21 protein-coding genes and 4 pseudogenes are annotated in these 20,912 nt (G+C 63.4%); 16 read left to right on the forward strand and 9 right to left on the reverse strand.

Annotation, left to right across the window (positions count from 1 at the left end; translation table 11 throughout):
- The first annotated feature begins 15 nt into the window (after nucleotides 1–15).
- From sufC to D3880_RS10500, 6 genes are read left to right on the forward strand one after another with little or no spacing between them, the layout of a single operon-like run.
- Complete coding sequence (gene sufC / locus D3880_RS10475; protein WP_119893402.1) at nucleotides 16–777, forward strand: Fe-S cluster assembly ATPase SufC; 762 nt, start codon at nucleotides 16–18, stop codon at nucleotides 775–777.
- Nucleotides 774–2,093 (forward strand): Fe-S cluster assembly protein SufD, encoded by a 1,320-nt coding sequence (gene sufD / locus D3880_RS10480; RefSeq protein WP_119893403.1) that lies wholly within the window; start codon nucleotides 774–776, stop codon nucleotides 2,091–2,093. Before sufC ends, sufD begins: the two co-directional genes overlap by 4 nt.
- Entirely contained in the window at nucleotides 2,090–3,364 is a 1,275-nt protein-coding gene (locus tag D3880_RS10485) for a cysteine desulfurase (RefSeq protein WP_119893404.1), read from the forward strand. Before sufD ends, D3880_RS10485 begins: the two co-directional genes overlap by 4 nt.
- The gene (sufU, locus tag D3880_RS10490; protein ID WP_119893405.1) at nucleotides 3,361–3,816 is read left to right on the forward strand and encodes a Fe-S cluster assembly sulfur transfer protein SufU; all 456 of its coding nucleotides are present in this window, start codon (nucleotides 3,361–3,363) and stop codon (nucleotides 3,814–3,816) included. Before D3880_RS10485 ends, sufU begins: the two co-directional genes overlap by 4 nt.
- Nucleotides 3,817–3,819: 3 nt before the next feature.
- Entirely contained in the window at nucleotides 3,820–4,650 is an 831-nt protein-coding gene (gene sufT, locus D3880_RS10495) for a putative Fe-S cluster assembly protein SufT (RefSeq protein ID WP_119893406.1), read from the forward strand.
- Nucleotides 4,651–4,698: 48 nt separating this feature from the next.
- Complete coding sequence (locus D3880_RS10500; protein ID WP_119893407.1) at nucleotides 4,699–6,696, forward strand: thioredoxin domain-containing protein; 1,998 nt, start codon at nucleotides 4,699–4,701, stop codon at nucleotides 6,694–6,696.
- Here D3880_RS10500 and D3880_RS23070 read toward each other — a convergent pair.
- Nucleotides 6,612–6,863: a HupE/UreJ family protein gene (locus D3880_RS23070; RefSeq protein WP_119895713.1), complete on the reverse strand. Its 252-nt coding sequence runs from the start codon at nucleotides 6,861–6,863 to the stop codon at nucleotides 6,612–6,614. The genes D3880_RS10500 and D3880_RS23070 overlap by 85 nt on opposite strands.
- Nucleotides 6,864–7,300: 437 nt before the next feature.
- Here D3880_RS23070 and D3880_RS10510 point away from each other — a divergent pair, with 437 nt between their 5' ends.
- Nucleotides 7,301–7,561, forward strand: coding sequence for a hypothetical protein (locus tag D3880_RS10510; protein WP_420800854.1), 261 nt, complete (start codon nucleotides 7,301–7,303; stop codon nucleotides 7,559–7,561).
- Nucleotides 7,562–7,734: 173 nt separating this feature from the next.
- Here D3880_RS10510 and D3880_RS10515 read toward each other — a convergent pair whose 3' ends face one another.
- On the reverse strand, nucleotides 7,735–8,019 hold the full coding sequence (locus tag D3880_RS10515; RefSeq protein ID WP_119893408.1) for a hypothetical protein: 285 nt from the start codon (nucleotides 8,017–8,019) through the stop codon (nucleotides 7,735–7,737).
- Nucleotides 8,020–8,415: 396 nt separating this feature from the next.
- On the opposite strand from D3880_RS10515, the gene D3880_RS10520 reads away from it, so the two are divergent.
- The 3 genes from D3880_RS10520 (at nucleotide 8,416) to D3880_RS10530 (ending at nucleotide 10,374) form a co-directional block, all read left to right on the forward strand.
- Complete coding sequence (locus D3880_RS10520) at nucleotides 8,416–8,694, forward strand: hypothetical protein (protein WP_162934980.1); 279 nt, start codon at nucleotides 8,416–8,418, stop codon at nucleotides 8,692–8,694.
- Between the two features lie 140 nt (nucleotides 8,695–8,834).
- Entirely contained in the window at nucleotides 8,835–9,509 is a 675-nt protein-coding gene (locus tag D3880_RS10525; RefSeq protein ID WP_119893410.1) for a phosphoribosyltransferase, read from the forward strand.
- A 190-nt stretch (nucleotides 9,510–9,699) separates the two neighbouring features.
- Nucleotides 9,700–10,374, forward strand: coding sequence for a dienelactone hydrolase family protein (locus D3880_RS10530; protein ID WP_119893411.1), 675 nt, complete (start codon nucleotides 9,700–9,702; stop codon nucleotides 10,372–10,374).
- Here the strand turns inward: D3880_RS10530 and D3880_RS10535 are convergent.
- The 5 genes and pseudogenes from D3880_RS10535 to D3880_RS22720 form a co-directional block, all read right to left on the reverse strand.
- Nucleotides 10,362–10,935 (reverse strand): annotated as a pseudogene (locus D3880_RS10535) (phosphoribosyltransferase family protein). The gene D3880_RS10530 and the pseudogene D3880_RS10535 overlap by 13 nt on opposite strands.
- A 42-nt stretch (nucleotides 10,936–10,977) precedes the next feature.
- A complete protein-coding gene (locus tag D3880_RS10540; RefSeq protein WP_119893412.1) occupies nucleotides 10,978–11,325 on the reverse strand; it encodes a hypothetical protein in 348 nt (115 codons plus the stop codon).
- 775 nt (nucleotides 11,326–12,100) lie between these two features.
- Nucleotides 12,101–12,262: pseudogene (locus D3880_RS10550) on the reverse strand (EamA family transporter); the annotation flags it as partial.
- Between the two features lie 202 nt (nucleotides 12,263–12,464).
- On the reverse strand, nucleotides 12,465–12,941 hold the full coding sequence (locus D3880_RS10555; RefSeq protein ID WP_119893413.1) for a YbhB/YbcL family Raf kinase inhibitor-like protein: 477 nt from the start codon (nucleotides 12,939–12,941) through the stop codon (nucleotides 12,465–12,467).
- A gap of 205 nt (nucleotides 12,942–13,146) precedes the next feature.
- A complete protein-coding gene (locus D3880_RS22720) occupies nucleotides 13,147–13,671 on the reverse strand; it encodes a hypothetical protein (RefSeq protein ID WP_162934981.1) in 525 nt (174 codons plus the stop codon).
- A gap of 469 nt (nucleotides 13,672–14,140) precedes the next feature.
- Here D3880_RS22720 and D3880_RS10565 point away from each other — a divergent pair.
- Both D3880_RS10565 and D3880_RS10570 read left to right on the forward strand, forming a co-directional pair.
- Nucleotides 14,141–15,565: pseudogene (locus D3880_RS10565) on the forward strand (IS1182 family transposase); the annotation flags it as partial.
- 534 nt (nucleotides 15,566–16,099) lie between these two features.
- Complete coding sequence (locus D3880_RS10570) at nucleotides 16,100–16,492, forward strand: GFA family protein (protein WP_119893415.1); 393 nt, start codon at nucleotides 16,100–16,102, stop codon at nucleotides 16,490–16,492.
- Between the two features lie 176 nt (nucleotides 16,493–16,668).
- Here D3880_RS10570 and D3880_RS10575 read toward each other — a convergent pair whose 3' ends face one another.
- The gene (locus D3880_RS10575) at nucleotides 16,669–17,127 is read right to left on the reverse strand and encodes an MmgE/PrpD family protein (protein ID WP_238474429.1); all 459 of its coding nucleotides are present in this window, start codon (nucleotides 17,125–17,127) and stop codon (nucleotides 16,669–16,671) included.
- Here D3880_RS10575 and D3880_RS23380 point away from each other — a divergent pair.
- Nucleotides 17,117–17,380 (forward strand): CBS domain-containing protein, encoded by a 264-nt coding sequence (locus D3880_RS23380; RefSeq protein ID WP_238474430.1) that lies wholly within the window; start codon nucleotides 17,117–17,119, stop codon nucleotides 17,378–17,380. The two genes, D3880_RS10575 and D3880_RS23380, sit on opposite strands and share 11 nt — an antisense overlap.
- Here D3880_RS23380 and rlmE read toward each other — a convergent pair.
- On the reverse strand, nucleotides 17,350–17,970 hold the full coding sequence (gene rlmE / locus D3880_RS10585) for a 23S rRNA (uridine(2552)-2'-O)-methyltransferase RlmE (RefSeq protein WP_119893417.1): 621 nt from the start codon (nucleotides 17,968–17,970) through the stop codon (nucleotides 17,350–17,352). The genes D3880_RS23380 and rlmE overlap by 31 nt on opposite strands.
- 253 nt (nucleotides 17,971–18,223) lie before the next feature.
- Here rlmE and D3880_RS10590 point away from each other — a divergent pair, with 253 nt between their 5' ends.
- The 3 genes and pseudogenes from D3880_RS10590 to D3880_RS23075 all read left to right on the forward strand — a co-directional run.
- On the forward strand, nucleotides 18,224–19,852 hold the full coding sequence (locus D3880_RS10590) for an NAD(P)/FAD-dependent oxidoreductase (protein ID WP_119893418.1): 1,629 nt from the start codon (nucleotides 18,224–18,226) through the stop codon (nucleotides 19,850–19,852).
- A gap of 11 nt (nucleotides 19,853–19,863) precedes the next feature.
- Complete coding sequence (locus D3880_RS10595) at nucleotides 19,864–20,595, forward strand: TrmH family RNA methyltransferase (RefSeq protein ID WP_119893419.1); 732 nt, start codon at nucleotides 19,864–19,866, stop codon at nucleotides 20,593–20,595.
- Nucleotides 20,596–20,647: 52 nt separating this feature from the next.
- A pseudogene (locus tag D3880_RS23075) lies at nucleotides 20,648–20,797 on the forward strand (LysR family transcriptional regulator); the annotation flags it as partial.
- Nucleotides 20,798–20,912: the final 115 nt, after the last annotated feature.

The raw sequence follows: 20,912 nt of genomic DNA on the forward strand, positions 1-20,912 counted from the left end.
AGGCTGAGGTGGAGCATGCTCGAGATCAGGAATCTGCACGCCAATGTCGAGGGCCGCGAGATCCTTCGGGGCATCACGTTGCGGATTGGCGCCGGCGAGGTGCACGCGATCATGGGGCCGAACGGCTCGGGCAAGAGCACCCTGGCCCAGGTGCTGGCGGGCCATGAGGCCTACGAGGTCAGCGGCGAGGTGCTTTATGAGGGCCGGGATCTGCTCGCCATGGCGGCGGAAGAGCGCGCGGTCGCCGGCATCTTCCTGGCGTTCCAGTACCCGGTGGAGATTCCCGGCGTCGGCAACCTCTACTTCCTGCGCACGGCCCTCAACGCGGTGCGCAGGCAGCGCGGGCTCGAGGAGCTCGACGCGCTGGACTTCCTCACGCTGGCCAAGGAGCGCATGGCGCTGGTCGAGATGGACCAGAGCTTCATGAGCCGCGCGGTCAACGAAGGCTTCTCCGGTGGCGAGAAGAAGCGCAACGAGATCTTCCAGATGATGATCCTGGAACCCAAGCTGGCCATCCTCGATGAAACCGACTCGGGCCTGGACATAGATGCGCTGCGCACTGTCGCCGCTGGCGTCAACGCGCTGCGGCGTGAAGACCGCGCGCTGCTGGTGATCACCCACTACCAGCGCCTGCTCGACTACATAGTGCCGGACCATGTGCATGTCATGGCCAACGGCCAGATCGTGCAGTCCGGCGACAAGACGCTGGCCGTCGAGCTCGAGAAGCACGGCTATGCCGGCTTCGAGCAGGGGCCGACAACCGGAGCCACGCCATGAACGGCGAAGCGAGCACGGCGTTCCTCGCCCGCCTCGAACCCAGGGTCGACGGTCGCCAGCCGGTCTGGTTGGGGGATCTGCGTCTCGCGGCGTTCCACTGGGTGGCCGAACAGGGTTTTCCCACGGCCAAGGACGAGGCCTGGAAGTACACGCGAGTCGCGCCCATCCTGGCCATCCCGTTCCAGCCGGCCGGGCCCGGCGCGAGCCGGCAGCTGTCCGCCGCGAACGTCGAGCAGCTCTGCGGCGACCTCGGCGGCCCGCGGATGGTCTTCGTCAACGGCTATTTCGCCGCTGAACTCTCTGCGTTGAAGGGCCTGCCCCCAGGCGTCCAGCTCGGCAGCCTGGCCGCACTGCTCCCGGCCGACAGCGGGGCGCTCGAGGACCTGTTCGCCCGTGCGTTCCGCTCGCAACCGCAGGCCTTCACCGCGCTCAATGCGGCCCTCGCCGAGGACGGGGCCCTGGTGCGGATCCCCGCCGGCACCCGGGTCGAGGCGCCGATTCACCTGGTGTTTCTTTCGGCCCCCGGCACTACGCCGCTGGCGGCGCATCCGCGCGCCCTGGTGCAGGTGGGTGCCGGGAGCCGCGCGACCGTGGTGGAAAGCCACCTGGGTAGCGGGGCAGGGGTCTACCTCAGCAATGCCGTCACCGAACTGGTGCTCGAGGCTGGCGCGACGCTCGAGCATTACAAGCTGCAGGACGAGAGCACCTCGGCGTTCCATGTTGCGCTCCTTGGCGTGCGCCAGGCCGAAGACAGCCGCTTCGTCGCGCACTCCTCGGCACTCGGTGCGGCGCTGGCGCGGCAGGAGGTGCGGGTGCTGCTCGAAGGCCCCGGCGCCCAGGTCGTTCTTGATGGTCTTTACCTGCCCCGCGGCGAGCAGCACCTGGACAACCAGACGTGCATCGAGCACCTGGCACCGCGCTGCACCAGCCGCGAACTCTATAAGGGCGTGATCGACGGGTGTGGCCACGGGGTCTTCGACGGGCGCATCATAGTGCGCCCGGGCGCGCTGAAGACGGATGCCAGCCAGACCATCAAGACGCTGCTGTTGTCGGCGTCGGCCCAGGCCAACACCCAGCCGCGGCTGGAGATCTTCGCCGATCAAGTCAAGTGCGCCCACGGCGCCGCCGTCGGCCAGCTGGATGAACAGGCCGTTTTCTATCTGCGTTCGCGCGGGATATCCGAGGCGGCGGCGCGGTCCCTGCTGACCTATGCGTTCGCCAGCGAGATGCTCGAACTGATTCGCCTGGAGCCGCTGCGGGCCCGGGTGGAGCGCCTGGTGGCCGCGCAGCTGCGGGGCCTGGAGGTGGCGGCATGAGCAACCTGGAAACCAGCCTGCAGACACCGCCGAAACGGCTCGACCTCACGGCCGGCTACGACGTCGAGCGGGTGCGCCAGGCCTTCCCGATACTCGCGGAGACGATCTACGGAAAACCCCTGATCTACCTCGACAGCGCTGCGACCAGCCAGAAGCCACAGGCGGTCATAGACGCGATGTCGCGCTTCTTCCTGAAGGAAAACGCCAACGTGCACCGTGGCGTGCACTTTCTCTCGGTGCGTGCCACCGAGGAGTATGAGAAGGCGCGGGCGAAGGTCCAGCGGTTTCTCAACGCCGAGCACGTCGAGGAAATCGTCTTCGTCCGCGGCACCACCGAGGCGATCAATCTGGTCGCGCAAACCCTTGGCAAGACCCAGGTCCACGCCGGCGACGAGGTGCTCATCAGCGCCATGGAGCACCACTCGAACATAGTTCCCTGGCAGATGCTCTGCGAGCAGACCGGCGCCCATCTGCGGGTGGCGCCCATCGACGATGCCGGCGAACTCCTGCTGGATGAGCTGGAACGGCTGATCGGGCCCAGGACCAGGCTGGTGGCGGTCGCCCATGTCTCGAACGTGCTGGGGACCATCAACCCGATCCAGCGCATCGTCGAGCTCGCCCATGCCCGGGGCGCGCGCGTGCTGGTCGATGGCGCCCAGGCGGCCCCGCACCTGAGGCTCGACGTGCGCGCCCTGGGCTGCGACTTCTATGCCCTGTCGGGGCACAAGATGTACGGCCCCACCGGCGTAGGCGTCCTTTATGGCCGCCGCGAACTGCTTGAGGCGATGCCGCCCTACCAGGGCGGCGGCGACATGATCCTTTCGGTCAGCTTCGAAAAGACCCTCTACAATAAGCCGCCCTACCGCTTCGAGGCGGGCACGCCGAACATGGCCGGCGCGATCGGGCTCGGCGCGGCGATCGACTTCCTCGGCGAGCTGGGGGCGGAGGCCATCGCTGCCCACGAGCAGACTGTGCTGTCCTACGCGCAGCAGGCGCTCGCGGCGGTGCCCGGCCTCCGGCTGATCGGCACCGCGCCGGAAAAGGTCGGCGTACTGTCTTTCGTCCTCGACGGCATCCATCCGCACGATATCGGTACCGTCCTCGACCGCGAGGGTATCGCGATCCGCACCGGGCACCACTGCGCCCAGCCGCTGATGCAGCGATTCGGCCTGGCCGCCACGGCCCGCGCCTCGCTCGGCTGCTACAGCACGGAGCAGGACATCGATGCGCTGGTGACTGGCCTGGCCAAGGTCCGGGAGCTGTTCCAATGAACGGCGAGCTGCGCGATCTCTACCAGGACGTGATCATCGACCACGGCAAGCGGCCGCGTAATTTCCGCCCGCTGGAGGGCGCTACCCATACGGCGGAGGGCTTCAATCCGCTGTGCGGCGATCAGCTCAGGGTTTATATCCAGCTCGCGGACGGGGTGATCGAGGACATTGCCTTCCAGGGGGCCGGCTGTGCCATTTCCCAGGCCTCGGCGTCCTTGATGACCATGGCGGTCAAGGGAAAACGGCAGGAGGAGGCGCTGGCGCTGTTCGACCGGGTGCATGCGTTGCTCACCGAGGGTCCGGATGCCCAGGCGGCACCTGCGGAGCTCGGCAAGCTGGCGGTGCTCGCCGGGGTCTGGGAATTTCCGGTGCGGGTCAAGTGCGCGACGCTGGCCTGGCACACGCTGCGCAGCGCCCTCGAAGGGGGCAGCGCGCCGGTCACTACGGAGTAAGCCATGGCAGCCGAGCGGCATATTCCCGGCATCCGCTTCAGCGACGCGGCGCGGCAGGTCCTGCGCGACGCCCTGGCGGACGGCCGCAGCGGCTTGCTGCGGCTGAGGATCGACGAGCGCTTCGAGCATGAGCTGCTCTTCGGGTCCGGCACGGAGGAGGATATCGCCGTCGAAACGGACGGCATCAGTCTGTGGCTCGACCCCGCGAGCGCGCGCCGGGCCGATGGGCTGGCCATCGACTACGTGCAGGAACTGCGCGGCGCCGGTTTCACCTTCGACAACCCCAACCAGCCGGGCCACGCCCAGCGGATAGCGCTCAAGCGAGATTGCACGGCCACGCTGATTCCGCGCGGGGAGCCGCTACGGCTGGCACGGGGCGAGTGGGTCGTCGTGACCCAGTCGCTCGGCGGCAGCTTCACGATCAGGACCGCCAGCGGCCAGCTCGCGCGGATCGCAGCTGGCGAGGCCGACGCCCTGGGGCTGAGCATGCCCCAGGCGAGCGCCCAGCCGGCGTCCGGTACTTTGAACGTCCAGCAGGTCCTCGACGTGCTGCGGACCGTCTACGATCCGGAGATCCCGGTCAACGTGGTCGATCTCGGGCTGATCTACCAATGCCAGGTCCAGCCGCTGGAAGGCGGCGGCCAGCGAGTCGCGATCAGGATGTCGATGACCGCGCCCGGCTGTGGCATGGGCGAGGTGCTGAAGGAGGAGGCGCGGGCCAAGGTCCAGGCGCTCCCCGGCGTCAGTCAGGTCGAAATCGAGCTGGTCTGGGAGCCGCCCTGGGACCAGAGCCGCATGTCCGAGGCGGCCCGCCTGCAGCTTGGTCTGTTGTGAGGGGCCCGAAGGAAGCAGTTCCAGAGAACCCATTGTGAGGAGCCAGTCATGAGCAACCGACTCGCCAATGAAACCTCGCCCTATCTGAGGCAACACGCAGAGAACCCGGTGGACTGGTATCCCTGGGGTGACGAAGCGTTCCGTCGCGCCCGCGACGAGGACAGGCCGATCCACCTGTCGGTGGGCTATGCCGCCTGCCACTGGTGTCATGTGATGGCCCACGAGTCGTTCGAGGACCCGGATCTCGCGCGCCTGCTGAACGAGCACTTCATCAACATCAAGGTCGACCGCCAGGAGCGGCCCGACCTCGACGACATCTACCAGAAAGTCGTGCAGATGCTGGGGCAGGGCGGTGGCTGGCCGCTGACGGTGTTCCTCACCCCGCAGCGCGAGCCGTTCTTCGGCGGCACCTACTTCCCGCCGCAGCCGGGCCACGGCCGGCCCGGCTTCGCCCAGGTTCTGCTTGGGCTGAGCGAGGCCTGGCGGAACAACCGCACGGCGCTGCGGCAGAACGTCGAACAGATCCACCAGGGCTACCGCCTCATGGCGGAGCTCCAGTTGCAGGGTGATACGCCGCTGGAGCAAGACCAGCCGGCCGCGGCGGCCCGGTTGATCGCCAAGAGCACCGACCGCATCCACGGTGGCCTGGGGCAGGCGCCGAAGTTCCCCAATCCCTCCTGCCATGACCTGGTCCTGCGGCTCCATCAGCGCCTGGGCGAGCCGGACCTGCTGAGCTCCCTCGAGCTGACCCTCGAGCGCATGGCGGCCGGTGGCCTCTACGACCACCTCGGCGGCGGCTTCGCCCGCTATTGCGTGGACGAGCGCTGGGCCGTGCCGCACTTCGAGAAGATGCTCTATGACAACGGCCAGTTGGTGAAGCTCTATGCCGACGCCTATCGCGCGACCGGCAATCCCTCCTGGCGGCGCGTGTTCGAGGAGACGATCGACTACATCCGGCGCGATATGACCCATCCCGAGGGCGGCTTCTACGCCAGCGAGGACGCCGACAGCGAGGGTGAGGAAGGCAAGTTCTACGTGTGGACTCCGGTGCAGGTGCAGGCCGTCCTCGGCGCTGCGGACGCTGCCTTGGCCTGCCGGGCCTACGGCGTGAGCGCGGCGGGCAACTTCGAGCATGGCAGCACGGTGCTGCACCGCGCCACCGCGCTGGACGCGGGCGAGGAGGCGCAACTGGCGGGCCTGCGCGAGAAGCTGTTGGCGGCGCGGGCCCAGCGCATTCGTCCGGGGCGCGACGAAAACATTCTCACCAGTTGGAACGCGCTGATGATCCAGGGCCTCTGCGCCGCCTACCAGGCCACGGGAAGCGCGGGCCACCTGGACACCGCGCGGCGCGCCGCCGAGTTCCTCCAGGACCACCTTTCGACCCCCGAGGGTGGCTTGTACCGGGCCTGGCGCGAGGGCACGGCCAAGGTCCCGGGCTTCCTCGAGGACTACGCCTTCCTCGCCAACGCGCTGCTCGATCTCTACGAGTGCGACTTCGACCCGCACCATCTCGCCCGGGCCACGCGGCTGGTCGAACTGATCCTCGAGAAGTTCTGGGATGATGGCCTCTACTTCACCCCCAGCGATGGTGAACAGCTGGTGCACCGACCGCGCGCGCCGCACGACAATGCCTGGCCTTCGGGTACCTCGACCAGCGTGTTCGCCTTCCTGCGACTCTTCGAGCTGACCGGTCGCGAGCTCTACCGCGAGCATGCCGAGCAGGTATTCGCCATGTACCGCGCCGCGGCCGCGCAGAACCCCTTCGGCTTCGCCCATCTCCTGGCCGCGCAGGACTTCGCCCAATGCGGCCCGCTGAGCGTCGTCATTGCAGGCGAGCGCGAGGCCGCCAGCGCCTTGCTGGCGAGCCTGCATCGGCGCTACCTGCCGGCACGGGTGCTGGCCTTCGCCGAGGACGTTCCCCTGGGCGCGGGCCGCACGCCACTCGCCGGACAAGCCACCGCCTATGTGTGCCGCAACCGCACCTGCGCTGCCCCCGTGACCAGCGCTGCGGCGCTGGTTGAGCGTTGCCTGGGTGAAAGCGCGTAGCCGAACCAGCGATGGAAAGCGGCCAGGATGTCGAGCGCCTGGTACACCGCCGAAAAGCGACTGATCGCGTCGATCACATAAGTGCTGACGGAGACAGCGGTCAGTACGCCCAGTAGCAAGGTGACCGAATGGCCAGCCGCGGCCAGGGTGACATTACAGCCCCACATCCTCGTCGGTGTGAGCCTGGAGAGGATCCCCGGCGACACCACGATCTTTGATTTGAACTTGGGAATCCACGTCCTTAGGGCGTGGTTTTGAGTAACCGGCTCTACCTGTTACGACTGTGGTAGTCAAGGTTGTGCGACGACGCTGCGCGCGAGGGCAAGCCAGGAGTTGCACGGAGCGTCCAGGAGCCCTGTGCCGGTGTTTTGCACAGCGGTTGCAGGATTCGGTAGCCCGGATGCAATCCGGGGGAAGCTCGGCGACTCCCGGATTTCATCCGGGCTACGGTCGACGAGGCCAAGCAGGTTCTTTCTCGTCATCGGTTGAACGAACAGACGGTCCGCCACTGAAGGGTAATTCCCAGCTAGTGAGTGACTGGTCAAGGCAGAATTGGTCACTCCATGCGCAACTATGGAGCAACCGGAAAGCCCCATGTCCAGCAATGGATCTCACCGGAGTGACCCGGCAGCGCGATCCGGCCTGGCTGGCCCGCTGGCTCAAGGAGCCCGACCGCATGCTGGGCGAGCAGGACCCCCTGGCCATGGCCCTATATGCGCAATACAACCAGATGGCCATGCCCAACCTGCGCCTGACGGATGGCGATGTCGCGGCGCTGATCCAGTACCTCACGGAAGAGAGTGCACGGATGCAGGCTCAGACTCCCGGCGTCTCGGTGGGCAGGGAGGCTCGGCAGCTCGAGTAGGGGTGGTGGGGCTTATCCTCGGTAGCTTAGTGGCTGGGGCAACGGCACACCGCCGCAGCCCAGTTTGTGCCGCCATTCTCCCATATCAACAACGGAAGCAACCTTCGGCTCGCGCATCAAGGCGAACCGACAGCCACGTCTCATCGGCAGCAAAGTAGCGAGCGGGATGATGCTCAGGACTTAGGGTCGACAGGAGGGGAGACGGTCTGGTCGAGCGCGTCACGACGAAGGGCCCAACAGCGCATCAACGTCAGAATCAGACGGGTATAGACGGTCGTGGAGAGAAGGCCCTGATCCAGCAGAGCTCGGGCGTAGCCACGGGCTCGGCTCAGCGCGTGCTTGGCATCCTCAGCGGTCGGGGCGTTCTTCAGCTTGGCCACGTAGTCGGACCACGTGGCCAGCGCCTTTGGGCCGACGCCGTTAGGGAGCAGTGGTTCAGCGGGGCGTTTGGCAGCCATGGGCGTCCTCCTAAGGCAGAGACAACGACGGGGAGCCGTTCTTCCGCCAATTCTAGGTCAGGCAGTGGAGGACCAGGTGAGCGCTTGATCCCAGGCAGGGGAGCGCGGGCGGTTTGAGGCTGAACCTGCGTCCGGTCCTTCCTCAGTTGGGGGCCGGGGCAGACGCGGATTCGCGGTTGTCCAACAGGCAGTCAATCTGCGCCAACAGATCCTTGCGGGTTGAGGTGGTCTGGCGAACGTGCTTGCCGTTGGGCTGCAGCATCGAGAACGCCGTCGACCAGTGCCCCCAGAAACCGCGACAGCTGTCATCGCGACGGATGAGCACTCCCCGGTATTCGTACTCGCCCTCCGTATCCTTGACCCGCTTACAGCTGTGATGGGCTCCGGTTGGTTGAGATGGCTTACGATGTGGACGATGGTGCGTATAGCCTTCATCTCTCCTGCGAATGTGGCCATAAGCTCCGGCCGATCCAGGGCGATCAGCTCGTTCTGTTGCTGAACTTCATCCATCAGCTTGTGGGCTTCCTGCCTCACGTCGAGTGCGAACTGCCTCATCAATTTCAGCGCCGTCGTGGGTTTGATCCCAAGCGTCTCGCCGGCGGCGAGGAGAATGTCGCTGTTCAGATGTGCCAAGCGGTCTTCGGTTCCGATCGGCCAAGCACCTTATATGGATAAGAGGACGGTGCCGCGCAGAATAAGACGAATCCATGGCGCTTTCGTGACAGTGCAGGGTCTTATTGCCGCCGAGAAACCGATAGGGAGCAAGGCAAACAGCGAAAATCAGGCGCATAGTTGGACACTGAGGAGCCGAAGACATGAAGTGGGATATTCCGTTTCGTGACCGGGTGGAGGCGGGCCAGACCCTGGCCGCGGCGTTGGCGGCGTGGCGCGAGCAAGCCGATGTGCTCGTGCTGGCCTTGCCACGGGGCGGCGTGCCGGTCGCCTATGAAATTGCCAGCGCACTGGCCCTGCGGCTGGATTTGATGCTGGTGCGCAAACTAGGCACGCCCGGTCATAAGGAGCTGGCGATGGGCGCCATTGCCAGCGGCGGCGTGCAGGTGTTGAACGATGATGTCATCCGTCACCTGCACATACCCCCTGCGGCCATCGACGCGGCCGTGCAAGAGGAAGTTCTGGAGCTGCAGCGCCGTGACCTGGCCTATCGGGGCGAACGTCCCGCGCCAGCCGTGGCCGGGCAACGGGTGATACTGGTCGATGACGGACTGGCGACCGGTGCCACCATGCGTGCGGCGATTGCGGCGGTACGCCAGCAGGCGCCGGCGCGCATCGTAGTCGCCGTACCGGTCGCGCCCGTGGAGACGCTGGCGATGCTGCGCCCTCTGGTCGATCAACTGATCTGTCCGCTCGCCCCAGAGCCCTTCTTTTCCATTGGCCAGTGGTACCTCGATTTCGCCCAGACCACGGATGAGGAGGTGAAGACCTTGCTGAGCCAGGCTTGGCGGAGGGAATTGCGTGACGCTGCGCAATAGCCCTGCGTGCAGTCACTGGAATGCCGGGTGACAGGCCGTAGTGCGTGATCGTGGAGGACTGTTCTGTCTGCAAAGCAAAGACCTGAGTCTTGGCTAGTCGTGAGCCGAGTCAGGGTCTGTAGTGGACTCGCTGCGTTCCGAACAAGTCAGGATGACTTGCGAGGAGCCCGCTTAATTGGAGCCTATCGACATGAACCAAGAACAGTGGCTGCAACACCGGAGTCTGAGCTTGCCCCTGGCGGATGCCGAGTTGGACGCCGATCTGGCTCTGCCTGCCGACGCCAGCGGAATCGTGCTATTCGCCCATGGCAGCGGGAGCAGCAGGTTCAGTCCGCGCAATCGAATGGTGGCGGATTACCTCAATCACCTTGGGCTTGCCACGCTGCTCCTCGATTTGTTGACCGAGGACGAGCATCGCATCGATATGCTCAGCCGTGAGTTTCGGTTCGATATCGCGCTGTTGACGCGGCGGCTGCTAGCCGCGATCGACCACCTGCGCCACGACGAGGAGTTACGCCAGTTGCCAATCGGACTGTTCGGCGCCAGTACCGGCGCCGCCGCGGCCCTGAAGGCGGCTGCGGAGCGGCCGAGCGCTGTCGTGGCGGTGGTTTCACGCGGTGGCCGCACCGATCTGGCCGGGCCGGCACTGCAACAGGTCAAGGCACCCACCCTGCTGATCGTTGGCGAGTGGGATGACACCGTGCTGGCGCTGAACCGCGAGTCCGCCCGGCAACTGCAAGGCCCGCAGCGCTTGGAGGTAGTGCCGGGCGCGAGCCATCTGTTCGAAGAACCGGGCAAGCTCGAGGTGGTGGCCGAACTGGCCGGCAGTTGGTTGCTGAACCACCTGCAACCTCAGCCCGAATGAGGGGCGAGCCGCAGCACATCGATACGAAGCTCCGTCTCGTAGGGGGGCACGTTGCATTCGATGATATCGCTAGGTGCCACCTGCAGGCGCAGCCCGGTGATGTCGGCCTGTATCGGCTGTTTGCACACGCAACGATCGACTAAGACCGCAGTGCGGATCTCGTTGGCGCCCAGTTGCGCCAAGTAGCTGCTCGCGCGCAACAGAGAATGGCCCTCATACAGGACGTCGTCGACCAGCAGCAGGCGGGTTCGGGGCAGATCCAGTGTCGCCAATACCGGGTTTTCGGTCAGCGCGGTTTGGGCATACAACAGCGTCAGATCATCGGCGTAGCGCTTCAATTTGAGCGGGTAGAGCGGCAACTCGGGCAACCCGAACTTGTTGCACCAGGCGCTGTTGCAGCATGCGCGCCAGTGGCTCGCCGCGCCTTAGGATGCCGATCAGTACCGTTTGCCGCTGAGGGGAGAGTAGGGCGACTGTCTGCCTGGCCATCGCCTCCATGATGTTGTCGAGCTGCTCTGGCGTATAGAGACAGAAACGCTGCCCGCCGGGTTTCGGCTCCATAGTGGCCCCCCAGGGGGATAGGCTGGTCTGTATAACGTTAGCTCAGCTCGGCGGGCTGCAGGCGACGTGCGGGAAGACAACCCTGTGCTGGTCGAATTTTCTCGGACGGCTCGAACAAAGAAGGGCCGCTCGATGAGCGGCCCTTCTTTGTTCCGCATCCAGCCAGTCGGTGAACGCCTCGAAGTTAGCGAACGAGGTGATCGGCTCACCGTCGAGCAGATTGACGATCGATGCCTTGAGGCCGTCTGCCAGCTCGCGATCGGCAGCCCCTTGGGCGAAACCATCGGCGAACTCCTGATCGTGAACACTGGCGGGGGAGCCTGGCGCGGATTCGCGGGAGAAGCCACTGCGGTATCCGTCGGCGTAGAAGGTGCTGGAGTTGAGGCTCATGGGGTCTCCGGGGTAATGACTTGATGAACCCATCATCTCTCGGAATCCGGAAATGCAAGCCCAGCGGCGCTGGGTGCTACTCCTCGCTGTAGATGACCTCGAGCCAGGCCTCGTATGTTGCCGGCGTCCGGCCGAACGCCGGCGCGTTGGTCTCCGCCAGCCAGGTGGCCAAAGCCTCCGGCGTGGTGAACGCCGGGCTCATTGGAGTCCCTTCGTTGATGACCTGGTACATCATGAAGTGCGTGGCCAGGTCCTCCGACCGTTCAAGCGCGCTTCGCTCCAGGCGGCGTGCCCTGGGAAGTCTCGTCTGTGCATGGTGGCCTCCTGGAGGTTGCTTCTCGAATGGGAGTGTGTGCTGTCCATCCTTCACCGGCAGGGCGGCTGTGTGCAGGTCCAATGCAATTGAGTGTTCAGGTCGAATGCAATCAGGCGTGCAAGTGAATGCAATTTCCCAGTGTCGGCAAGGACCGGCCCGTTCTATTACGCCGAGAAGGTAGAGCCCACAGTGCTGGAGCAACCGAACGCCGAGCATTGGATGGCCGAGTTCCTCAAGCGTGCCTGGAGCCGGCGGCAGCGCCAGGCGACTGGCGCGATGGCGTAGGGGCAACCGATGCCGGTCTATGTCGATGATATGCAGTGGCCGTACAGAGGCATGAAGAAGTGCCACATGATCGCAACAACGGATGACGAACTGCATGAGATGGCCGCCAGGCTCGGTATGCGGCGCAGTTGGCACCGATTCCCTGCGTCTGGGTCGGGTATCTCGCGGCGTATCGCCGGTGCAGACCTGGATCAGCGCGATCAGGTGCGGCGGCATGCCACCCAGCCATTTGATGATGAGCGCCGCCACTGCATAGAGCAGCGCCGCGCCCAGGGCCAGGGCAATGCCCGCCAGGTAGTCGCCGCCGCTCTCGCCCTGCCCGCCGTGGCGATCCACCGCCAACTGACGGCGATGGGCTTCGCCGTACAGTCCGAGCAGCTCTTCACCGCGCCCCAGGCCGTGCTCCGCCATGTACGGGCCGAGGGTCTGCGGCCGTACTGCCTGATCCATCCGGGGCTGGATGAGGAGTGACCGGCAAGACCGCCCCTTGCTCGGCAGCTATTCGGCTCCAGACTCGCCCGCCACGCTGAATAGGCTCCTAGCGATGCCGCTGATAGCGGCCTATCAGCTCCGTCTGGGCCAGGATGTGCCCCGACATCGTCTGCTCCAGCATCTTCTTGGTCGGGTGTCGCAGGTCGGCAAGCACCGTATCCAGGGCATAGAGTTTGTGGAAATAATGGTGATTGCCAATCGGCGGACAGGGCCCGCCGTAACCGGTTCGTTGCCAGTCATTGAGTCCCTGCAGGGTACCCGGCGGCAGGTTCTTGTCCGTCACCCCCTCGGGCAGGATGCCTGCAGTGGGCGGCAGGTTGTACAGCAGCCAATGGACCCAGGTCATCTTCGGCGCGGCGGGGGCGGGTGCGTCCGGGTCGTCGACAATCAGTGCCAGGCTCCTGGTGCCGGCCGGCGGCTCCGTCCAGCTCAGGGGGGGAGAAAGATCCCGACCATCGCAACTGTGTATCGCGGGGATCGATTCGTTGGGCGCGAATGCCGCAGAGCTTAGTCTGAAGGTCATGGCCATATCTCCTTGGTTGCCAGGTGGATTCAGCAGCAGACCGCAACAGCGACGGCCGGCATTGCAGGCTGGCCGTAATCGGGGACTCCCTGAAAAGCATAGTGGTTCGACCCCGAAGCCTCAGGAAAACCGCCGCGTGGTCCGTGGCCGATAGGCCGGCCGGTTGGGAATCCGGCAGGTCGCTGGCTGTAGTTTGGGCCGCTGCCTAGACCGGCCAGCGCCGATGCCGACGCCGAACTGGCCGCCATCGAAGCCGGCGGCGGCTTCTTTGGGTTTGGCTTTCCACTGGGCGCCCATGGCGGCTCTCTCGCTGTTTGCGGATGGGGAACGGGTGCACGGGCCCATTGACGCTGCGCGTGACCTTGGTCTGCTTCTTCTTCGCCTCGCGGTACTGCTCGCTGCGAGTCAGGTAGCGAAGGACGGGTACGACGGTCTTGCTGACCTCGAGCATTTCATCGGGCGTCAGGGTCGTCCGGCCTGCGTACTTGGCAGTCAGCGCTTTGATCCGAGCCTCATAGCGAGCAGCCTCGCCGGGTTTCAGCGGGTCATAGGTCTCGAGGCCGTCGAGTTCCTTGCCCTGGAACGCTGCATACGCTCGCTCAGCGTTCGCTTGATCCTCGGGGGGCCATTGCCGGTGGTCGCCGCCAGGGCGCGCGTCGGGGACGGAAATGCCGGCGGCCTCGGTAATGCTGTTCAGACTGCCGGTGGCGGCGCCTAGCGAGGCGAGCACGCCGCCGGCGCCCTGGGTGAGGGTAGAAGCTCCGCTGCTGGCGCCGCTCTTGAGGTTTTGCCGGGAATACAGCCGGCGAGTGTGACGAGGAGGGTGATCGCCGCAGTCCCGCGCAACAGCCGGGACTGCTGGAATCGCATGATGCTCATGTGGAGTCCTTTCGGTGATAAGGACGTCCGACGTTACGCGCTGTTTCAGAACTGCAAGGGGCCTATTCAGCCCATTCCAAGGCTGTCACAGCAGCTCTGCCTGGGAGTACGTAATTGCACTAACTTGACCACCCGTTTGCACACCAGTTGACCAGTCATTTGCATTCACGCTGACCAGCTGTTTGCAGTTGATCAGTGTCAGCAGGTGCCACTCAGGGGGAGTGCGTCAGCCAGGCACCGAAGGGCAGCAACCGACCCAGGCTGTGTGAAAATGCCGGTATCGCCTAAATTTGATGAATCGATGTCAGCGGGGGCTGCACATGAAGCGATTCATCGAGGGGGAAAGTCGGGCACAGGTGAGTTTGCTTCCAGAGTGCTTGGATGACTACATCACCGACGAGAACCCAATCCGTGTGGTTGAAGCGTTCGTCGAGCAGCTCGATCTGGCTGGGCTGGAGTTTTCCGGTGCAACTCCTGCCACAACGGGGCGTCCGTCCTACCATCCCGCGGTGTTGCTGAAGATCTACCTCTACGGTTACCTCAACCGCATTCAATCCAGCCGTCGCCTCGAGCGCGAATGCCAGCGCAACCTCGAACTGATGTGGCTAACTGAACGGTTGGCGCCAGACTTCAAAACCATCGCTGATTTCCGTCGCGATAACGGCAAAGCCATCCGCAGTGTTTGTCGGCAGTTCGTCGTGTTGTGCCGCAACCTTGACCTGTTTTCCCAGTCGATCGTGGCCATCGACGGCAGCAAGTTCAAGGCCGTCAACAATCGCGACCGCAACTTCACCCAGGGCAAGCTGCGCGCCCGCATGGAGCAGATCGAGAAGAGTATCGATAGGTATCTGGCGGCGATGGACACCGCCGACCGAACCCAGTCCGATGTCGCCGAAGCCAAGGCAAGCCGACTCCAGGACAAGATCGAAAAGCTCAAGCAGCAAATGCAGGCACTCAAAGAGATGGAGCAACGGCTACGCGAGGCACCGGATGGGCAGGTGTCTTTGACTGACCCCGATGCTCGCTCCATGGCCACCAGTGGTCGAGGCACCGGAATCGTCGGCTACAACGTACAGACCGCCGTGGACACCAAACACCACCTGATTGTCGCGCACGAAGTGACCAACGTTGGCCACGACCGAACGGCGCTGGCCATGATGGCCGAGCACGCGCGCAACGCCACCGGAGTCGAAGCTCTCACGGTCGTAGCCGACCGCGGCTATTTCAGTGGCGAAGAAATTCTCGCCTGCGAGCAGTCCGGCATAACCACCTATGTACCCAAGCCACTGACGTCGAACAGCAAGGCTGACGGCCGCTTCGGCAAGCAGGACTTCGTGTATGTGGCCGAGAAGAACGAATACTGCTGCCCTGCTGGGGAAAGCTTGATCTACCGCTACACGAATCTCGAGGCTGGGCTGACGACGCATGCCTACTGGAGTTCTAACTGCAAGCAGTGTTCGATCAAGTCGCAGTGCACCAACTTGTCATTCCGAAGAGTTCGACGCTGGGAGCACGAGGGCGTCATCGATGCCATGCAACAGCGACTGGATCACCAGCCCGAGATGATGGGCGTGCGTCGTCAGACCGTTGAGCACCCATTTGGAACGCTTAAATACTGGATGGGTTCGACGCATTTTCTGACAAGAACACTGGCGCGCGTGAGCACCGAGATGAGCCTTCACGTGCTTGCCTACAACCTCAAACGACTGGTGAGCATCCTCGGCATCGCTGGAGCACTGGAAGCAAATGCGGGCCTAAAGAGTGATGGCCTTTTTCCGCCCTCTATTAGCCTTCTGAGAGGGGTTTCAACCGACGTCAGGGCTTACCTCCGCCTATTACGGCGATCTGTGGTGATCGGCTGCTTTGACTGCCAAGGCGTGCCCCGCTCTGGAGGTTGGTCGAGATGCGGGCTGTTTTCACACAGCCTGGACCCTTTGCAGTCGTTTAGCTGCTATTTTCACAACCACCGATAATGGCCGTTTGCGAGGTCACGCCGACGCCTCACTCGGAAAGACCGGCCTTGCGGTAGCCATCAACGAAATGCTCAAGCGTCGCAGCGTCGCGCAATGGCTCCGTCGTGGCCCAGTGGGTAGAGCATCGTGGCCGCCCGGCTTTATAGATATCGACCTGCTGCCCACCAGAATTCGGCACGAGCAGTCGAAGGTTTGTTTTCTCGACGCTGTAAAGCCTACAGCCGAAAGGGCTGGCGCATCTTTCATGGACGCCCGACGGGGTTCGCTGTAAACATTCCGACCGCTTGATTTTAGAGGAGACGCAGCATGGACCGATTCACGGGCGGTTGCCTTTGCGGCAACGTCCGAATTGTGGCCTCGGGACTCCCCTACCGGGTCGGCCTTTGTCACTGTCTCGACTGCCGTAAGCATCATGGGGCCCTTTTTCACGCTTCCGCGGTGTTCCCTCAGGATGCGGTGACGATCGATGGCGAAACACGCGACTACGCCGGGCGGTTTTTCTGTCCCCGCTGCGGCTCGTCCATTTTCGCACGCACCGCAGACGAAATCGAAGTGAACCTAGGATCCCTGGATGCCCCTGACCAACTGATGCCAACCTACGAAAGCTGGATCGTCCGTCGCGAGTCCTGGTTGCCGCCGTTTCCGCTCACGAGACGATACGAGCGCGATCGTGACGCCACGGGTCGCTTTGAAGAGTAGGTGGCACGAACGACCCACAACGGACGTTCGCGAGAGACAGAGATCGGCCGAGGCTGTGTAAAAACGTTTTCGAGCAGGTTTGGTGGTCTGAATCGGAACAAAAATCGCGCTCCTGGGTAAATTTCAGGTCTGCTGATTAACCAAACACCGGCAGATTTTACGTAGCAACGCAGACTTCAAAACGGGGGATGCGTTTTTACACAGCCTGGGCCAGAAGCAGACATAGTCAATCTGCCCCAAACCACGCAGCTCGTTATAGACAGCACGGATAGGCGCACACGCAACCGAGTCATGCCGCGCCCCTTGGAACCAGCTTTGTCGAACTCCGGTTGATGATGGGCACGAATGCGAGGAATTAAGTCCCAGACATCGTCCGAATCAATGCGCTGAGGCGCGAACTGACGCACCATCGCTTCGCCATCGATGATTGCAACAGCGATGGCGTAGGCGATGTTCATCTGCGCTGCGATTGGAGTAATGGGACGCTCCAGCTCCCACCAACCATGGTGGTAGACCGCATGGGACAGTTCGATATCGATGCTCTCGATGTCCTCGGCACGTAGCGGATGCTTACCACACGTGACCATTGCGCAGGATGCGAGCGCCGATAAGTGCCGCGAACTGATGGAAGACAATCAAATCCGGCGCGTACTGGTGACGGACGCAAGCGGGTGTTGCTGCGGCATCGTCAGCCAGGCCGATTTCGCTAACGAGGCGCAGGGATTGCGCCGGCGAAATCGTGCACGCGATTTCACGTCCGGCCGATACCGCTTCCAACGTTCTTCACTGAAATCGCCCCGGTCGAGCCTGCGTCACCATCGAAGTGAGCTCGATCGCCCTTCAGCGCTGCGGGCGCCTTATCCCTTAAACCCCTTCCCCACCAGATAAACCTCCCTCGACCGCGGCCGCGAGGCCTCTGGTTTGCGGATCACCACCTTCTCGAAGGAGGTGCGAACGTCCTTCAGGAATTCGTCAGAGCCTTCGCCCTGAAAGACTTTGACCACATAGTTGCCATTGGGCTTGAGCACTTTGCGGACCATATCGAGGGTGAGTTCGACCAGGTACATCGAGGCGGCTTGATCGGCGGCAGCGACGCCGCTGATGTTGGGGGCGATGTCGGAGACGATCAGATCGGCCTGGTTGCCGCCCAGCTTGTCGAGAAGCTGCTGGAACACCGCGTCATCGGTGAAGTCGCCCTGAATGAAGTCGACGTTATCCAGCGGGTCCATCGGCAGAATGTCGGTGGCTATAACCCGTCCCTTCTCGCCCACGAGCTTTCCGGCCACCTGCGACCAGCCGCCCGGCGCCGAGCCCAGGTCCATGACCAGCATGCCGGGGCGGATCAGCCGGTCCTTCTCGTTCAGCTCGATCAGCTTGTAGCTGGAGCGGGAGCGCAGGCCATCCTTCTGCGCCCGTTTGACGTAGGGATCGTTGACGTGTTCATTCAGCCAGCGGCTGCTGCTTTTGGATCGTTTCATGAGAGAGCCACGGAAAATCAGGGTGAGGTGCGGGTCAACGGAGCGAACAGAAGGACGCTGTTGGACGCAAAATGGCGGCAATTATAAGCCGATAATGCTGCGCAGGTTTAGTCCGCCGGGCAGGAGCACACGGCACCGCCCCACACGGCGCCCATCCGGCCACGCCTGACAGGGGTGAACGGCGGCGGGTACAATTCGCGCCTTACCCCCTCTTCTGCTTCCTTTGCCGGAGTCACCGGCCAGGATTACCGCCATGATTCGCATCAACGAACTGTCTCTGCCCCTCGATCACTCCGCCGATGAGTTGCGCAAGGCCATCGTCAAACGCCTGAGTATCAGCGACGCCGATCTGCTGAACTTCACCGTGTTCAAGCGCAGCTACGATGCCCGCAAGAAAAACAGCGTCATTCTGTTCATCTATATCATCGATCTGGAGGCCCGCGACGAGGCGGCAATTCTGGCGCGCTTTGCCGATGACCACAATGTACGTCCAGCCCCGGACACCCACTACTATCCAGTAGGACAAGCGCCAGCCAATTTGAGCGAGCGGCCGCTGGTCGTGGGTTTTGGCCCCTGTGGATTATTCGCGGCGCTGTTGCTCGCGCAGATGGGGTTTAAACCCATTGTGCTGGAGCGCGGCAAGGATGTGCGCAGCCGCACCAAGGATACCTGGGCACTGTGGCGCAAAAAGATCCTGACCCCGGAATCCAACGTACAATTCGGCGAGGGTGGTGCCGGCCTGTTCTCGGACGGCAAACTCTACAGCCAGATCAAAGACCCCAAGTTCTACGCCCGCAAGGTGATGCTGGAGTTTGTCCGCGCCGGCGCGCCGGACGAGATCATGTACGTGAGCAAGCCGCATATCGGCACCTTCCGTCTCACCGGCGTGGTAGCCGCCATGCGCGAGGAGATCATCGCCCTCGGCGGCCAGGTGCGCTTTGAAAGCAAGGTGACCGATCTGCTGATCGACGATGGCCAGCTTGAGGGGGTGGCGCTGGCCAGCGGCGAAACCATCCGCAGTCGCCATGTGGTGCTGGCGCTGGGCCACAGCTCCCGCGATACCTTCCGTATGCTGCACCGGCAGGGTGTGTTCATCGAGGCCAAACCCTTTGCCGTGGGCTTCCGCATCGAACACCCGCAAGGCCTGATCGACCAGGCCCGCCTGGGCAAATACGCCGGCCATCCGGAGCTCGGCGCCGCCGACTACAAGCTGGTGCATCACGCCAAGAATGGCCGCGCCGTCTACAGCTTCTGCATGTGCCCCGGCGGCACCGTGGTGGCCGCCACGTCCGAGCCGGGGCGTGTCGTTACCAACGGCATGAGCCAGTACTCGCGCAACGAACGCAATGCGAATGCCGGCATCGTCGTGGGCATCAACCCGGAGCAAGACTTCCCGGGCGGCCCGCTGGCCGGCGTGGAGTTCCAGGAGCGTCTGGAGTCCCGCGCCTATGAACTGGGCGGCAGCGATTACTGTGCGCCCGCGCAATTGGTGGGCGACTTTATTCGCGGAGTGCCGTCGAGCGAATTTGGCGAGGTGGAACCCTCCTACAAACCCGGCGTGCGCCTGGGCGACCTGGCGCCCTCGCTACCGGATTATGCGATCGAGGCCATCCGCGAGGCGCTGCCGGCATTTGGCAAGCAGATGCGCGGTTTTGATCGCGATGACGCGGTGCTCACCGGTATCGAAACCCGCACCTCCTCGCCGGTGCGTATCACCCGCGACCACGAGACATTGCAAAGCCTCAACCTGCGCGGCCTGTATCCGGCCGGTGAAGGCGCCGGTTATGCGGGTGGCATTTTGTCGGCGGGCGTGGATGGCATTAAAGTCGCCGAAGCGGTGGCCACGTCGCTGTTGTCGCAGACTGAAGTGCAGAGCAACTGAGCGCCGTATTGATGAAACTCGATGACATTAAAAAACTTCACCAGAAAAAGTACCGGGCGGAGTTCGGTCATTTTCTGGTGGAGGGCGAGCATCTGTTGCTGGAACTGCAGAAAGCCGCCTTGCAGAACCCGCTGCTACAGCGCAGTCAGCTGTATGTCACCGGCGCCTACGAACACTGGCAAAGCCCGTTCAAGACCCATGTGATCAGCGACCGGCAAATGGCGCAGATCGCCGACACCCAAACACCGCAGGGCATTATTGCGCTGGTGCCAATGCCAGCGACAGCCGCGCCGGTTTCTGCACCCACTAATAACGAGCGCGCCATTTACCTGCATGAAATCCAGGACCCGGGCAATCTCGGCACCATCCTGCGCACCTTGGCGTGGTTCGGTAATTTTCGCTGCCTGCTCAGTCCCGGCAGCGTTGATCCGTATAATCCTAAAGTCGTGCGCTCCAGCATGGGCGCCATTTTTCATGCGCCCATGGAGCTGGATGTGGAATTGGATTCCTTGCGCACGCGCTTTGAGCGCATTGCCTGTCTGGATATGAATGGCGAGCGCGTGCAATCCGCCAGTTTCAAGACTTTCGATTGTTATCTGTTCGGCAACGAAGCACGCGGCGTGCCCCGCGAGCAGTTGCTCGCCCTCAACGCCCAACCTTTCACGATTCCCGGTTGCGGCACCATCGAATCGCTGAACCTGGCCGCGACGGTCAATATGTGCGCGTACGAATTAAACAGATAGCGGATCAGGGAGCCGTTCTCTCGTTTGGAAAGCCCGGCCAATCCCAGGCCAAGTGCAGCGTCATGTTGCTGAAGGTCATCTGGTAAGCGTGTTGAAAGACTGGTGCCCGCCAGTGACCGGCTACCACTTGTACTACCCGAGCCGCCGACAACCTACCGCGGCATTCACGTTGCTGGTGGACGCACTACGTTTTCGAGGATGAAGGGATGATTGCAACGTCCGCTTGGCCGATCGCAGCCACTCGTAAAGGGCCGCTTTCGGCCAGGAGCAGCCGTTCGATTTATCTAGAAGGTGGGGGCGATTCAGGGCCTGCACCA

Origin of the sequence: Pseudomonas cavernae (assembly GCF_003595175.1) — a bacterium.
In the GTDB taxonomy this organism is placed as follows: Bacteria; Pseudomonadota; Gammaproteobacteria; order Pseudomonadales; family Pseudomonadaceae; genus Aquipseudomonas; species Aquipseudomonas cavernae.